Origin of the sequence: Pseudarthrobacter scleromae, from assembly GCF_014644515.1 — a bacterium.
Classification (GTDB): domain Bacteria; phylum Actinomycetota; class Actinomycetes; order Actinomycetales; family Micrococcaceae; genus Arthrobacter; species Arthrobacter scleromae.
Genome location: NZ_BMKV01000003.1, coordinates 586,492 through 598,503, shown reverse-complemented (window position 1 = coordinate 598,503; position 12,012 = coordinate 586,492). Strand labels below are relative to the sequence as shown.

Sequence of the window (12,012 nt, the reverse complement as noted above, 5' to 3'; positions counted from 1 at the left end):
GGGGCAGGTTACCGGCCCTGTTTCATTAAGCCTCAATCGGCCTGGGCACCGGTTGGACGTGCCGCTTAAACGCCAAAGGTGCAGGTGCCGCCTCCCGGCGGGACCTGCACCCCCTTGACGTGCTAGGGCAAGACCCTGGCCAAATCCTGTTTACGGAGTCCTGTCAGCCGGCGGAACCGGGTTGACGGGAGTGACCGGCGGAACCTGCTCGGCGGCAGGTGCCTGTCCCGGGGTGCCGTTCTTGTCAATGAGCTTGGAAGCGCCATCCTGGACCTTGTTGACGTGGCCCGAGTACTTGCCTCCGGTCTTGGTGTCCACAAAATCACCGGCCTTGTTGATGCCGTTCTTGATGGCCTGCTCGTTGCCGCGGATGAGACCCTGAGCCTTGCCCTTTAGATCGTCAATCAGTCCCACGAGCACCTCCCTTCAATCGCGGAGCCAGGTCGCTCCTCCGCATTCGATCCTAGCGCCGCCGGGAAGGCCTGCCAAGGAAATCAGGGGTTCCGGGCGTTCGCCCGCAGCGGATGCGCAATTGCCTGCAGCGGGTGCGGTTCTGATGGAAACCGCGTGGGAACCGCAGGCGAGAGCGCGCACGGTGGCCGGGCAAGAAAAAAGCAGCTCCGGAGAGCTGCTGCCTGTGGGCGATACTGGGATCGAACCAGTGACCTCTTCCGTGTCAGGGAAGCGCGCTACCGCTGCGCCAATCGCCCGGAACCGGAAGACCGGCTGATGGGATCCTAAGAAACAAGAGAGCGGACGACGAGATTCGAACTCGCGACATCCACCTTGGCAAGGTGGTGCTCTACCAGCTGAGCTACGTCCGCAGATATGGAGTGCGTTCCGGCCGGGGCCGGTCGAACTGCATGAAGCAAGTCTCCTTGCTTGGTGGGCGATACTGGGATCGAACCAGTGACCTCTTCCGTGTCAGGGAAGCGCGCTACCGCTGCGCCAATCGCCCATGTCCATCCGGAGGTGATCCGGAAACCATGGTTTTCACCGAGGTGGGTACGGGATTCGAACCCGTGTATACGGCTTTGCAGGCCGCTGCCTCGCCTCTCGGCCAACCCACCGTGTAAGCGTTAGTTCCGAAGAACCTTTGCCGTGACAGTGTCCTGCGAGCGGACGACGAGATTCGAACTCGCGACATCCACCTTGGCAAGGTGGTGCTCTACCAGCTGAGCTACGTCCGCATTTTGGAGGCTGATTCCCTGCCGTTCCCGGCATTTCCTCGCGTTCCAACGAGTAAAAACAATATAGGAGGTTCAAGGATTCTCCAAATCGCCGGCGCCCCGATTCCCCTTTGTGTCCGTTCTTCCCAGCAATGGCGCGGTTCTGGCCTACTTACAGCTGTGTAATTTACGACGACGGGTGCGTGCCTTGGGTGCCCCCTCCGGCAGGGTGCCGGGCCGGCCGGCCCCCTTCCGGCTGCCTGGGGATGGGGCCGGACGTGCCGATTTTTGAATTGGGTGCGGCGTCGGCTAGCATTCAAGTGCATCAGGGCGATTGGCGCAGTGGTAGCGCGCTTCGTTCACACCGAAGAGGTCACTGGTTCGAACCCAGTATCGCCCACCGCACAAAGGTCCGTTTCCGCGCGCAGCGGAAGCGGACCTTTTTTGTATGCGGATTCGTGCCTGCAGATTTTGTCGGCCCCCTGTGAAAGAGTTTTTTCCATGACAGCTCCACTTCTCGCCCATGCCACCGAATACGGCCGGATGTACGCCCGCTCAACGTCAGAGCAGTTCTCGGTTCCGTCCATCACCACCGTCATCAGCCAGCAGCCGCACGGACTGGATGGCTGGTTCGGCTTCATGGGCGCGAGCAGCCTGGCAAACGATCCCCTGCTGGCGGACTGCCTGGGCAGCCCTGCCAAGATCAAACAGGCTGTAAGCCGGGCAGCCAGGGCGGCTGAGACGTACCGGGATGAAGCGGCCAAGCGCGGGGACCGGGTGCACAACTACTGCGAGCAGGTGGCGCTCCGCGCCCTGGGCCGCCCGCACGCCATGAAGGAAACCCGTGAGGCCCTGGCAGCCAACGGAGAAGAAGCCTTCGCGGTCCGCTTTGACGAGTGGTGGGAGCTGTTCCGGGTGGAGCCAGTCGCCCCGGAAATCACGGTCTGGAACAACGCAGTGGGATATGCGGGAACCCTGGACCTGGTGGCCCGCATCAACGGCCGCGTTTGCCTCATCGACTACAAGACCAAAGGCACCACCCGGGACGGCCTGGTCAAACCGCTCGATGACAAGGTGGTGATGCAGCTTGTCGCCGGGATGAAGGCGGAAGAGAGCCTTGTTGATCCCGAGGCCGGGACCTGGGAGCCGTGGAAGTACGGGGAGGACCCCGTCCTCCTGGCGGTGGCCATCGGTGAAACCGAAGTGCGTCCGGTGCGGGCCAATCCCGAGGTCCTCAAGCACCACTGGTGGAAGTTCTGTGCCTTGAGGCGGGTGTGGGAGCTCAACGCGGATACCATCAGCGCCGGTTCCGCGCTGCTTCCCGTCGCCCCGCCGCCGGTGGCGCAGGTGCGCACTGCCTAGCGCTTTGCCTGCATCTGGTATGTCTGCGGACCAGATGACTGCGCCTAAACTGGACAGGTTCCCTTTTCCGCCAACTGTAAGGAATTACTGCGCATGGCTATCCTGAATATCCGCATCATCGGCGATCCTGTGCTGCGCACAGTGGCCGATCCCGTGACGGATTTCGGGCCGGAGCTGGCCAAGCTGGTCGCGGACATGACCGACACCATGGAGGACGTGGACGGCGCAGGCCTGGCCGCGCCCCAGGTGGGCATCAGCCAGCGGGTTTTCACTTACCGGATTGACGGCGTGGAAGGACACATCATCAACCCCGTCCTGGAAAACAGCGAGGATTACCAGGACGACCAGGTGGAGGGCTGCCTGTCCATCCCCGGCCTCGGCTTTCCCGTCCGGCGCTTCCGCTCCACCCGTGTGACCGGTGTGGACATGCACGGCAACCCCGTCACGGTGGAAGGCGAAGGGATGCTGGCGCGGTGCTTCCAACACGAGAACGACCACCTGGACGGCATCCTCTACACCGACCGGCTGGAGGGGGAGGACCGCAAGGCCGCCCTGCGGTCCATCCGTAACGCCAACTACGGCTCGGTCACCGAGCGGACAGCCGCCAAGCGCGCCAAGACGGTCGGATCCAGCTTCGGCGGCTCCTTGCCCGGCTCCAGTTTTGGTCCCGGAGCGGCCGGTAACGCCGGGTGAGGGTCCTGTTCGCGGGAACCCCCGCCGTCGCCGTCCCGTCCTTGGATGCGCTGGTGGAGGCAGGCTTCGACGTCGCTGCCGTGCTGACCCGTCCCGATGCCCCTGTGGGCCGCAAGCGCGTCCTCACGCCGTCGCCCGTGGCTGCGCGCGCCGCCGAACTCGGAATCGAGGTCATCCGCGCCGCCCGCGTTGACGCTGAGGCAACCGCCAGGATCGCTGACGTAAACCCGGATGTGGCCGCCATCGTAGCCTACGGCGGGCTGGTTCCGCCTGCCGCCCTGGCCGTTCCCCGGCATGGCTGGATCAACCTGCACTTTTCCCTGCTGCCTGCGTGGCGCGGCGCCGCGCCCGTGCAGCGCGCCGTCATGGCCGGGGACGACGTCACCGGAGCTGTGACCTTCCTGCTGGAAGAGGGGCTGGACACCGGCCCCGTGTTCGGCACCCTGACCGAATCCGTCGGTCCGGAGGACACCGCGGGTGAACTCCTGGAAAGACTGTCCCGCAGCGGCGCGGTCCTCCTGGCCCAGACGCTGTCCGCCATTGGGGCAGGCAAAGCCTCGGCGCAGCCGCAGGCCGGCGAGGTGTCACTGGCACCCAAGCTGACCCTTGAGGATGGCCACCTTAAGTGGAGCCATCCCGCCCTTGCCATCAGCCGGCAGGCCCGCGGCGTCACTCCCGAACCGGGTGCGTGGACCGTGCTTGACGGGCAGCGGGTGAAGCTGGAACCGGTCCGGCTGCGTCCGGATGTCACGACGCTTGCTCCGGGAGCCTTGGCGCTGCACGGCAAGAGCGTGCTGGTGGGCACGGGTTCCCACGCGGTGGAACTGACCCGGATCCAGCCGGCGGGCAAAAAGATGATGGCCGCGGCTGATTGGGCACGCGGCATGGCTTCCCTTGAAAGCGTGGTGTTCGAATGAGCGGGTCCGGCGGCAATCCAGGCGGGCGTGGCAGCGGGCAGGGCAACTCCGGGCAGGGCCGCGGCAAAGGCGGACCCCGGGACAACAGCCGCCGTAACGCCCAGGGCCGTGAACGCAACCGCGGTCCGCAGCGGAGCTTCACGGACAGCGCCCCGTCCCAGCGCACCCGCCGGGCGGATCCCGCCCGTCTTGTCGCCTTCGAAGTCCTGCGCGCCGTGGCGGCGGAGGACGCCTACGCCAACCTTGTCCTGCCGGCACGGATCCGCCACCACGGGCTGGACAAGCGCGACGCCGGATTCGCCACCGAACTGACGTACGGCGCCCTGCGCGGCCAGGGCACCTACGACGCCATCCTGGCCCGCTGCGTGGACCGCCCCCTGGACCAGCTGGATCCCGCCATCCTGGATGCCCTGCGCATCGGGGCGCACCAGCTGCTGGCCATGCGCGTTCCGGCGCACGCCGCCCTGGACCAGACCGTCGGGCTGGCGCGCGCCGTGATCGGAGCAGGCCCGTCTGCGCTCATCAATGCCGTGCTGCGCAAAGTTGCCGCGCATACCCTGGAGGAGTGGCTGGACGAGCTCGTGGCCGGGGAGACCGACGCAACGAAGATCGCTGCGCTCCGCTACGCCCACCCCGAATGGATCGTCCGCGCAATGCGCCAGTCACTGGTTGCACACGGGCGATCCGCCGATGAAATCAACAACCTGCTGGAAGCGGACAACGCTGCCCCCGTGGTTAACCTGGTAGCCCTCCCGGGGCTCGGCAACCTGGACGAGGCCCTGGAACACGGCGCTACTCCGGGTGGGCTCGTCGAGGGTTCGGCTCTTTCCAGTGGTGGTGACCTTGGACGCTTCTCCTCAGTCCGGGAAGGAACCACCCGCGTCCAGGACGTTGGCTCGCAGCTGGTGGCCCGGGCCATGGCGGCCGTCGATCTTGGCGGGCCTGAGGGCGGGACAGGCGCCGGACACGCCGAGGCGTGGCTGGACCTCTGTGCCGGCCCCGGTGGAAAGGCAGCCCTGCTCGGCGCACTGGCAAAACAGCAGGGCGCCACGCTGCTGGCCAATGAGCCCGCTCCGCACCGGGCCAAGCTGGTGAGCCAGGCCCTCTCGGCCGTGCCGGCCGAAACGTGGCATGTCCGCACCGGTGACGGCCGCGACCTCGGCTCCGAAAAGCCCGGCTCCTTTGACCGCGTCCTGGTGGACGTGCCCTGCAGCGGGCTGGGAGCCTTGCGGCGCAGGCCCGAGTCGCGCTGGCGCCGGTCGCCCAAGGACCTGGCGGACCTCGGCCCGTTGCAGCGCGAGCTCCTCGCCTCGGCGCTGGCAGCCGTGCGGCCCGGGGGAGTGGTGGCCTACGTGACGTGTTCCCCGCACCCGGCGGAGACCACCGCCGTGGTTGCCGATGCCCTCCGCAAGCGTGACGACCTGGAGCTCCTGGACGCCGGGGCAGCACTGGACGCCGTCAGCCTTCCGGGGAAGCTGGACGCGGGCCACGAGTCCACGGCCCAGCTCTGGCCGCACATCCATGGGACGGATGCTATGTTCCTGGCACTCATCCATAAAAAGTCCTAGGCGAAAGCGAACAACAGACCCAGTGAAAGGCAACCCCGTGACGCAATGCTGCATCAACCCGAGCATCCTCTCCGCCGACTTCGTCAACCTGGAGGCCGAACTGCAGCGCATCAGCACCGCTGACGCCGTGCACGTGGATGTCATGGACAACCACTTCGTTCCCAACCTGACCATCGGACTGCCAGTGGTGCAGCGCATCCAGGCGGTCAGCCCCATTCCCCTCGACGCGCACCTCATGATCGCCGACGCCGACCGGTGGGCGCCGGGATTTGCCGACGCCGGCCTGGCTTCGGTCACCTTCCATGCCGAGGCCTCCCTCGCCCCGGTGAAGCTGGCACGCGAACTCCGCAGCAGGGGGTCGAAGGCGGGGATGGCGCTTCGTCCCGCCACCCCCGTGGAACCGTACCTGGACATGCTCACCGAGCTGGACATGCTGCTCATCATGACCGTTGAACCCGGGTTTGGGGGACAGGCCTTCCTGGACCTCACCCTGCCAAAAATCCGGCGGGCAAGGGCAGCCATTGACGGCTCCGGAGCGGACGTGGCCATCCAGGTGGACGGCGGCATCACGGAGGAAACGATCGTCAGGGCAGCCGAAGCCGGCGCCACCGTTTTTGTTGCCGGCTCCGCTGTCTATGGCGCTGACGATCCCGCCGCTGCCATCGAACGGCTCCGCGAGCAGGGCAGCGGTTCGTTACGTGCGGCTTCTGCGGAATAGGCGGGAGCCCGTGCCGGTTATGGCACAATAGCAACACACATACGTGCTCCGGGGTCGGTGTAAGTCCGAACCGGCGGTGACAGTCCGCGACCCGCGAGCCGGTGCCTTCCGCAAGGAAAGCCCGGCAGACGGTTGAACCGGTGAAATTCCGGTACCGACAGTTAAAGTCTGGATGAGAGAAGCACGTACAGCTGTACCTGTGGGGCCGTCCCGGTCCCGCAGCCTTCTGCTGTCGTATACCCCCGGAGCCATCGCGGTTCGAGAGGGAAGGAACGACACGGAATGAACCCCAAGCGATGGCTCTTAGATGCCGGACGTCCCGCCGCTTCAGCGGAGGACGCAGCCGTGGCGATGGTCGCGGCATGACGGCGGCCACACAATCTCTTGGTGCCGGAGCCGGCACCGCCCTGCATCCGGGCCACCCGCTCCAGCCCGCCGACGGCGTCGTTACCGCCTTCAGCGCAGGCGAGACCAGGGCCATGGAGGCTGCGCTGCAAGCAGCCCTGCGGGGCCCGCGCGGGGCGAACCCCCTGGTCGGCGCCGTCGTCGTCGATCCTGAGGGCAACCACCTGATCACCGGGTTCCACCGCGGCGCCGGCACCGCGCATGCGGAGGCCGATGCCATCGCCCAGGCGGCAGCAGCGGGCGTGGATCTCTCAGGCTGCACCATGGTGGTGACGCTGGAGCCCTGCAACCACCTTGGGCGCACCGGCCCGTGCGCGCAGGCCATCATTGCCGCCGGAATAACGGACGTGGTGTACGCCGTGGACGATCCGCACGACCCTGCGGCGGGTGGAGCAGCAACGCTGCGGGCCGCCGGCGTCCGCGTCCGCAGCGGCCTGGGAGCCGCTGAATCCCTGGACCTGAACCGGCAGTGGTTCGAGGCGGTGACCGCAAAGCGCCCCTTCGTCACCCTCCACATCGCCCAGACGCTGGACAGCCGCATCGCTGCCCAGGACGGCACCAGCCAGTGGATATCCAGCCCGGAATCCCTCGCGGACAACCACGCCATCCGCGGGCGGATCGATGCCATCCTGGTGGGCACCCAGACCGTGCTGGTGGACAACCCCCGGCTCACCGCCCGCGACCCGCAGGGAACACCGGCGCCGAACCAGCCGGTCCGGGCTGTCATGGGCCTGCGGGACGTCCCCGGCGGCGCCGCCGTACGCGGAACTGACGGGCGCGTCACGCACCTCCGCACCCGCGACCCGCACGAGGCGTTGTCCCTGCTCTACGCGTCCGGGACCCGCCACCTCATGGTGGAGGGAGGCTCGCGCATCCTGAGCGCGTTCCTTGCCGCCGGACTCGTGGATGAGCTCATTGTGTACCTGGCGCCCACCCTGCTCGGCTCCGGCACCCCTGCCCTGGACGGCCTCGGAATCAGCACCCTCGCCGACGCCCAGCAGTGGGAATGGGACGAGTCCGACGGCGGTGCCGTGCGCAGGCTGGGCCGCGACCTGAGACTCCACCTGAGACCGCAACGAACCGTTGCCCTAGACCCCCAACCATCCCGCGCAACCGCGGAGCAAGCCCAGGAAGGCCACTGATGTTTACCGGAATTATTGCCGAGCAAGGGCACGTTTTGTCCGTCGAGCGGGACGGGGACGCCAGCGCCACCCTGCGGCTGCACGCGCCCGGCAGCACTGAAGGCCTGGCCCTGGGCGGCTCCGTGGCCGTGAACGGGGTCTGCTTGACGGCCACCGGGATCAACGGCGCGGACTTCAGCGTCGACGTGATGGGGGAGACCCTGGTCCGCAGCACCATCGGCGAACTGGCGCCGGGCGACTCCGTCAACCTTGAGCGCTGCGTTCCCGCGGGCGGCCGGCTGGACGGGCATGTGGTGCAGGGGCATGTTGACGGCGTCGGCGTGCTGCTGGAACGGGAAGCACTCGGCAACTGGGAGCGGCTCCGGTTCGGCGTGCCCGCCAACCTGGCCCGCTACATCGCGGAAAAGGGCTCGATCGCCATCGACGGCGTCTCCCTCACCGTCACCGCCGTCAGCGAGGCCGCCGAGCCCGAGCCCTGGTTCGAAGTGGGCCTGATCCCCACCACCCTTGCCGAAACCGGGCTGGGTTCCAAGACCACGGGCAGCCGGGTCAACCTCGAGGTGGACGTCCTGGCCAAGTACACGGAACGCCTCCTTGCGTTCAGGACTTCGGCGCCGGCAGCTGCTGACGGAGGTGCACTGTGAACGCCGTGCTCCGGCTCGAACCAGAGGCAGCGCCGGCAGGCGTCGTTCCTGCCCCCGATGCCCGCGGGCTCGACTCGATTGAAGTGGCAGTGCAGGCCATGGCCGCCGGCAGGCCGGTCCTTGTGGTGGACAATGAGGACCGCGAAAACGAGGGCGACATTATCTTCGCGGCACAGCATGCCACCCCCGCGCTGATGGGATGGACCATCCGCTACAGCTCGGGCGTCATCTGCGTTCCGCTGTCCGGCGACCGGGCGGATGCCCTTGCGCTGCCTCCCATGGTGGCGGTCAACGAGGACGCCAAGGGAACCGCCTACACCGTTTCCTGCGACGCCGCACTGGGTGTCAGCACAGGGATCTCCGCCACGGACCGGGCCCTTACCGCCAGGGTCCTGGCCGACCCCCACGCCGTGCCGGCATCCCTGACCAGGCCCGGGCATATATTTCCGCTCCGTGCAGTTGACGGTGGTGTGCGGGAACGCCCCGGCCACACCGAGGCTGCGGTGGACCTGTGCCGCCTGGCCGGCCTCGAACCGGTGGGCGTGATAGCAGAAGTTGTGTACGACGACGGCGAGATGATGCGCCTGGACGGGCTCCGGACCTTCGCGGGAGAGCATGGCTGCCCCCTGATCTCCATTGAGGATCTGGCAGCCTACCTCGCAACGGGGGAAGGTCAGCCCACGGAGGCCGCCCGCGAGGTTGCGGGCGGCAAGAAGGAGACACAATGACCTCTTCGACAGCCCGCGACAGCGGTTCGCCGAACGGCCACGGAAATTCCCGGGACGGTTTGGGGACTTCCCCGAAAAGCCACGGATCCTCCGCCAACGGTCAGGAACGCAGCGGCAGCGGCGTTGCCCCGCACCCCGTGAGCGGCGGCCCGATAGTGCAACTGCCCACCGCCTTCGGTGATTTCGTGGCGCAGGCCTGGACCGACCTGGTCACCGGCGTGGAGCACCTGGCCGTCAGTTCCCCCAACCCGCCCAAGGACGGCAAGGCCCCCCTCGTCCGGCTGCACTCGGAATGCCTCACCGGCGACATTTTTGGGTCCTACCGCTGCGATTGCGGGGAGCAGCTTGCCTTCGCCCTGGAAATGATCCAGCAAAACGGCGGCACGCTGCTTTACCTGCGGGGGCAGGAAGGCCGGGGCATCGGCCTGGCCAACAAGATCAAGGCTTACGCGCTGCAGGAGGCGGGTTTTGACACGGTGGAGGCCAACGAGCAGCTGGGACTCCCTGTGGACGCCCGCTCCTACAACGCCGCGGCGCAGGTCCTTGCGGAAATGGGCCTTCATGAGGTGCGGCTCCTGAGCAACAACCCGGACAAGCAGAACAGGCTGGCACGGGCGGGCGTGAAGGTTGTGGAGATGGTTCCCACAGAGGTGCCGTCCCGCGATGAGAATATCCGCTACCTGCGGACCAAGAAGGACCGCATGGAGCACCGGCTGCTGCTGGACACCCATGTGGTGGCGGTTCCCGTCACCACCCCGGAAACCTTCGACCACGAACAAGACTGACCGGCCGCGGCCTGCCCACGGCCGCGGCACTGACAACACACACCACCACTGAACGGAACAGACTGACCCATGAGCGGACACGGCGCCCCCGATATCGACCTCAGCACCCTCAACCCCGCAGAAACGTCCCAGCTGCGGCTGGCGATTGTGGCGGCCAGCTGGCACACCCAGATCATGGACGGGCTCCTGGACGGAGCGCTCCGGGCAGCGAAGGACGCCGGTATCGCCGAGCCCACCGTCCTGCGCGTACCAGGCAGCTTTGAGCTGCCGGTCGCTGCCGCCCGGCTCACACCGCACTTCGACGCCGTTGTTGCCCTCGGCGTCGTGATCCGCGGCGGAACCCCGCACTTTGACTACGTGTGCCAGGCAGCGACGTCGGGACTCACCGACGTCAGCGTGCGCACCGGCGTCCCGGTGGGCTTCGGCGTCCTGACCTGCGACACCGAACAGCAGGGCCTGGACCGTGCCGGCCTTCCCGGCTCCAAGGAAGACAAAGGCCACGAGGCCGTCACCGCGGCGCTGGCCACCGCCGTCGTGCTCAAGCAGTACGGCAAGTAACGGAGCCCGCAGGACGGGCGCGCTTGTGTATTCGCTCACATCGCGCCCGTCATGCAACGGCCCGGGAAGCGCCCTGCGGGCTGCAGCAAGTAGGCTGGAGGGCGTGAAGAATTTCGAGACGCTGTTCGCTGAGCTCAGCGAGAAGGCAGCCACCCGCCCGGAAGGCTCCCGCACCGTCGCTGAATTGGACTCCGGTGTCCACGGCATCGGCAAGAAAGTCGTTGAGGAAGCAGCCGAAGTATGGATGGCTGCCGAATATGAATCCGATGAAGCCGCGGCAGAGGAAATCTCCCAGCTGCTGTACCACCTGCAGGTTCTGATGCTCGCCAAAGGCCTGACCCTGGAAGACGTCTACAAGCATCTGTAGCCACCGGTCCGGCGCGCTCCACGCCGCCGGCGCCCGCCGTGGCCTGCATTGCCTGAACACCTAGACCTCCCCACACCAGAAAGACCTCCCATGCTGCGAGTAGCCGTCCCCAACAAGGGCTCCCTGTCCGAAGCCGCCTCTGCCATGCTCTCCGAAGCGGGCTACCGCCAACGGCGGGATACCCGTGAACTCGTCATGGTGGACCCGGACAACGACATCGAGTTCTTCTTCCTCCGCCCGCGGGACATCGCGGTGTACGTTGGCCAGGGAACGCTCGACGTCGGTATCACCGGACGCGACCTTCTCCTGGATGCCGAGGTGGAGGCAGAAGAGCTCCTTCCGCTGGGCTTCGCGGCGTCCACGTTCCGTTTTGCAGGTCCCGTTGGGGACTTCGCCAAGGTGGAGGAGCTTGAGGGCAAGCGGCTGGCCACCAGCTACGACGGCCTGCTCCGCGGCTACCTCGCCGGGAAGGGCATCAACGCCAAGGTGGTCCGCCTTGACGGCGCCGTTGAATCATCGGTCAGGCTGGGCGTGGCAGACGCCATCGCCGACGTCGTGGAAACCGGCAACACCCTCAAGGCCGCCGGAATGGAAATCTTCGGCGATCCCATCCTGAAGTCCGAGGCCGTGCTGATCCGCCGCACCGGCAAAGGCGGCGCTGCGAACGGCACCGCCAAGGAGATCGAGGTCCTGATCCGCCGCCTCCAGGGCGTGCTGGTGGCCCGCCAGTATGTGCTGATGGACTACGACATCCGCAAGGAACTGGTGGAAAGTGCCGCCGCCCTGACCCCCGGCCTGGAATCGCCCACCGTCTCCCCGCTGCGGGATTCCGACTGGGTGGCCGTCCGCTCCATGGTCCCGAAGAAGGAAACCAACCGGATCATGGACGAGCTGTACGACCTCGGTGCACGCGCCATCCTGGTCAGCAGCATCCACGCCTGCCGCATCTGAGCCGG

The 12,012-nt window shown here is 67.0% G+C and carries 13 protein-coding genes, 6 tRNA genes and 1 riboswitch; of the genes, 13 read left to right on the top strand and 6 right to left on the bottom strand.

The features are described 5' to 3' along the window. Positions 1–150 precede the first annotated feature (150 nt). The 6 genes from IEX33_RS10880 to IEX33_RS10855 all read right to left on the bottom strand — a co-directional run bounded on the left by IEX33_RS10880 (position 151) and on the right by IEX33_RS10855 (position 1,190). Entirely contained in the window at positions 151–414 is a 264-nt protein-coding gene (locus IEX33_RS10880; RefSeq protein WP_174179273.1) for an antitoxin, read from the bottom strand. Between the two features lie 224 nt (positions 415–638). Continuing rightward, a tRNA-Val gene (locus IEX33_RS10875) sits at positions 639–710 on the bottom strand. Between the two features lie 41 nt (positions 711–751). Then, positions 752–824, bottom strand: a tRNA-Gly gene (locus tag IEX33_RS10870). Between the two features lie 59 nt (positions 825–883). Continuing rightward, positions 884–958: transfer RNA gene (locus IEX33_RS10865), tRNA-Val, on the bottom strand. A gap of 41 nt (positions 959–999) precedes the next feature. Then, positions 1,000–1,070: transfer RNA gene (locus IEX33_RS10860), tRNA-Cys, on the bottom strand. A 47-nt stretch (positions 1,071–1,117) separates the two neighbouring features. After that, positions 1,118–1,190, bottom strand: a tRNA-Gly gene (locus IEX33_RS10855). 307 nt (positions 1,191–1,497) lie between these two features. Between IEX33_RS10855 and IEX33_RS10850 the strand changes: the two genes are divergently transcribed. The 13 genes from IEX33_RS10850 to hisG all read left to right on the top strand — a co-directional run bounded on the left by IEX33_RS10850 (position 1,498) and on the right by hisG (position 12,007). Further along, positions 1,498–1,569 (top strand) — tRNA-Val (locus tag IEX33_RS10850). 101 nt (positions 1,570–1,670) lie between these two features. Then, positions 1,671–2,531 carry a cytochrome gene (locus tag IEX33_RS10845; RefSeq protein ID WP_188730017.1) on the top strand — a complete coding sequence of 287 codons (861 nt, stop codon included), beginning with the start codon at positions 1,671–1,673 and terminating at the stop codon, positions 2,529–2,531. 93 nt (positions 2,532–2,624) lie between these two features. Continuing rightward, positions 2,625–3,224: a peptide deformylase gene (def, locus tag IEX33_RS10840; protein ID WP_188730015.1), complete on the top strand. Its 600-nt coding sequence runs from the start codon at positions 2,625–2,627 to the stop codon at positions 3,222–3,224. Continuing rightward, positions 3,221–4,141 carry a methionyl-tRNA formyltransferase gene (gene fmt, locus IEX33_RS10835; protein WP_188730013.1) on the top strand — a complete coding sequence of 307 codons (921 nt, stop codon included), beginning with the start codon at positions 3,221–3,223 and terminating at the stop codon, positions 4,139–4,141. The genes def and fmt overlap by 4 nt, the downstream gene beginning before the upstream one ends. Continuing rightward, positions 4,138–5,709 (top strand): RsmB/NOP family class I SAM-dependent RNA methyltransferase, encoded by a 1,572-nt coding sequence (locus IEX33_RS10830; protein ID WP_188730011.1) that lies wholly within the window; start codon positions 4,138–4,140, stop codon positions 5,707–5,709. The genes fmt and IEX33_RS10830 overlap by 4 nt, the downstream gene beginning before the upstream one ends. 37 nt (positions 5,710–5,746) lie before the next feature. Next, on the top strand, positions 5,747–6,427 hold the full coding sequence (gene rpe, locus IEX33_RS10825) for a ribulose-phosphate 3-epimerase (protein WP_188730161.1): 681 nt from the start codon (positions 5,747–5,749) through the stop codon (positions 6,425–6,427). Positions 6,428–6,466: 39 nt separating this feature from the next. Further along, positions 6,467–6,616: riboswitch (FMN riboswitch) on the top strand. 290 nt (positions 6,617–6,906) lie between these two features. After that, on the top strand, positions 6,907–7,974 hold the full coding sequence (ribD, locus tag IEX33_RS10820) for a bifunctional diaminohydroxyphosphoribosylaminopyrimidine deaminase/5-amino-6-(5-phosphoribosylamino)uracil reductase RibD (protein ID WP_229675344.1): 1,068 nt from the start codon (positions 6,907–6,909) through the stop codon (positions 7,972–7,974). After that, positions 7,974–8,618, top strand: coding sequence for a riboflavin synthase (locus tag IEX33_RS10815; protein WP_174179259.1), 645 nt, complete (start codon positions 7,974–7,976; stop codon positions 8,616–8,618). Before ribD ends, IEX33_RS10815 begins: the two co-directional genes overlap by 1 nt. Then, positions 8,615–9,346 carry a 3,4-dihydroxy-2-butanone-4-phosphate synthase gene (gene ribB / locus IEX33_RS10810; protein WP_188730007.1) on the top strand — a complete coding sequence of 244 codons (732 nt, stop codon included), beginning with the start codon at positions 8,615–8,617 and terminating at the stop codon, positions 9,344–9,346. The genes IEX33_RS10815 and ribB overlap by 4 nt, the downstream gene beginning before the upstream one ends. Next, positions 9,343–10,131, top strand: a complete 789-nt coding sequence (gene ribA / locus IEX33_RS10805; protein WP_229675328.1) for a GTP cyclohydrolase II — start codon at positions 9,343–9,345, stop codon at positions 10,129–10,131. Before ribB ends, ribA begins: the two co-directional genes overlap by 4 nt. A 69-nt stretch (positions 10,132–10,200) precedes the next feature. Continuing rightward, positions 10,201–10,689, top strand: coding sequence for a 6,7-dimethyl-8-ribityllumazine synthase (gene ribH / locus IEX33_RS10800; protein ID WP_188730004.1), 489 nt, complete (start codon positions 10,201–10,203; stop codon positions 10,687–10,689). Positions 10,690–10,792: 103 nt separating this feature from the next. After that, complete coding sequence (locus IEX33_RS10795; RefSeq protein ID WP_015936881.1) at positions 10,793–11,056, top strand: phosphoribosyl-ATP diphosphatase; 264 nt, start codon at positions 10,793–10,795, stop codon at positions 11,054–11,056. A 90-nt stretch (positions 11,057–11,146) separates the two neighbouring features. After that, positions 11,147–12,007 carry an ATP phosphoribosyltransferase gene (hisG, locus tag IEX33_RS10790; RefSeq protein ID WP_188730002.1) on the top strand — a complete coding sequence of 287 codons (861 nt, stop codon included), beginning with the start codon at positions 11,147–11,149 and terminating at the stop codon, positions 12,005–12,007. Positions 12,008–12,012: the final 5 nt, after the last annotated feature.

Excerpts from the sequence above, each read along its gene's own strand:
- IEX33_RS10845 (WP_188730017.1), top strand. The coding sequence starts at position 1,671 with ATGACAGCTCCACTTCTCGCCCATGCCACCGAATACGGCCGGATGTAC.
- def (WP_188730015.1), top strand. The coding sequence starts at position 2,625 with ATGGCTATCCTGAATATCCGCATCATCGGCGATCCTGTGCTGCGCACA.
- IEX33_RS10830 (WP_188730011.1), top strand. The coding sequence starts at position 4,138 with ATGAGCGGGTCCGGCGGCAATCCAGGCGGGCGTGGCAGCGGGCAGGGC.
- ribD (WP_229675344.1), top strand. The coding sequence starts at position 6,907 with ATGGAGGCTGCGCTGCAAGCAGCCCTGCGGGGCCCGCGCGGGGCGAAC.
- IEX33_RS10815 (WP_174179259.1), top strand. The coding sequence starts at position 7,974 with ATGTTTACCGGAATTATTGCCGAGCAAGGGCACGTTTTGTCCGTCGAG.
- ribA (WP_229675328.1), top strand. The coding sequence starts at position 9,343 with ATGACCTCTTCGACAGCCCGCGACAGCGGTTCGCCGAACGGCCACGGA.
- ribH (WP_188730004.1), top strand. The coding sequence starts at position 10,201 with ATGAGCGGACACGGCGCCCCCGATATCGACCTCAGCACCCTCAACCCC.
- hisG (WP_188730002.1), top strand. The coding sequence starts at position 11,147 with ATGCTGCGAGTAGCCGTCCCCAACAAGGGCTCCCTGTCCGAAGCCGCC.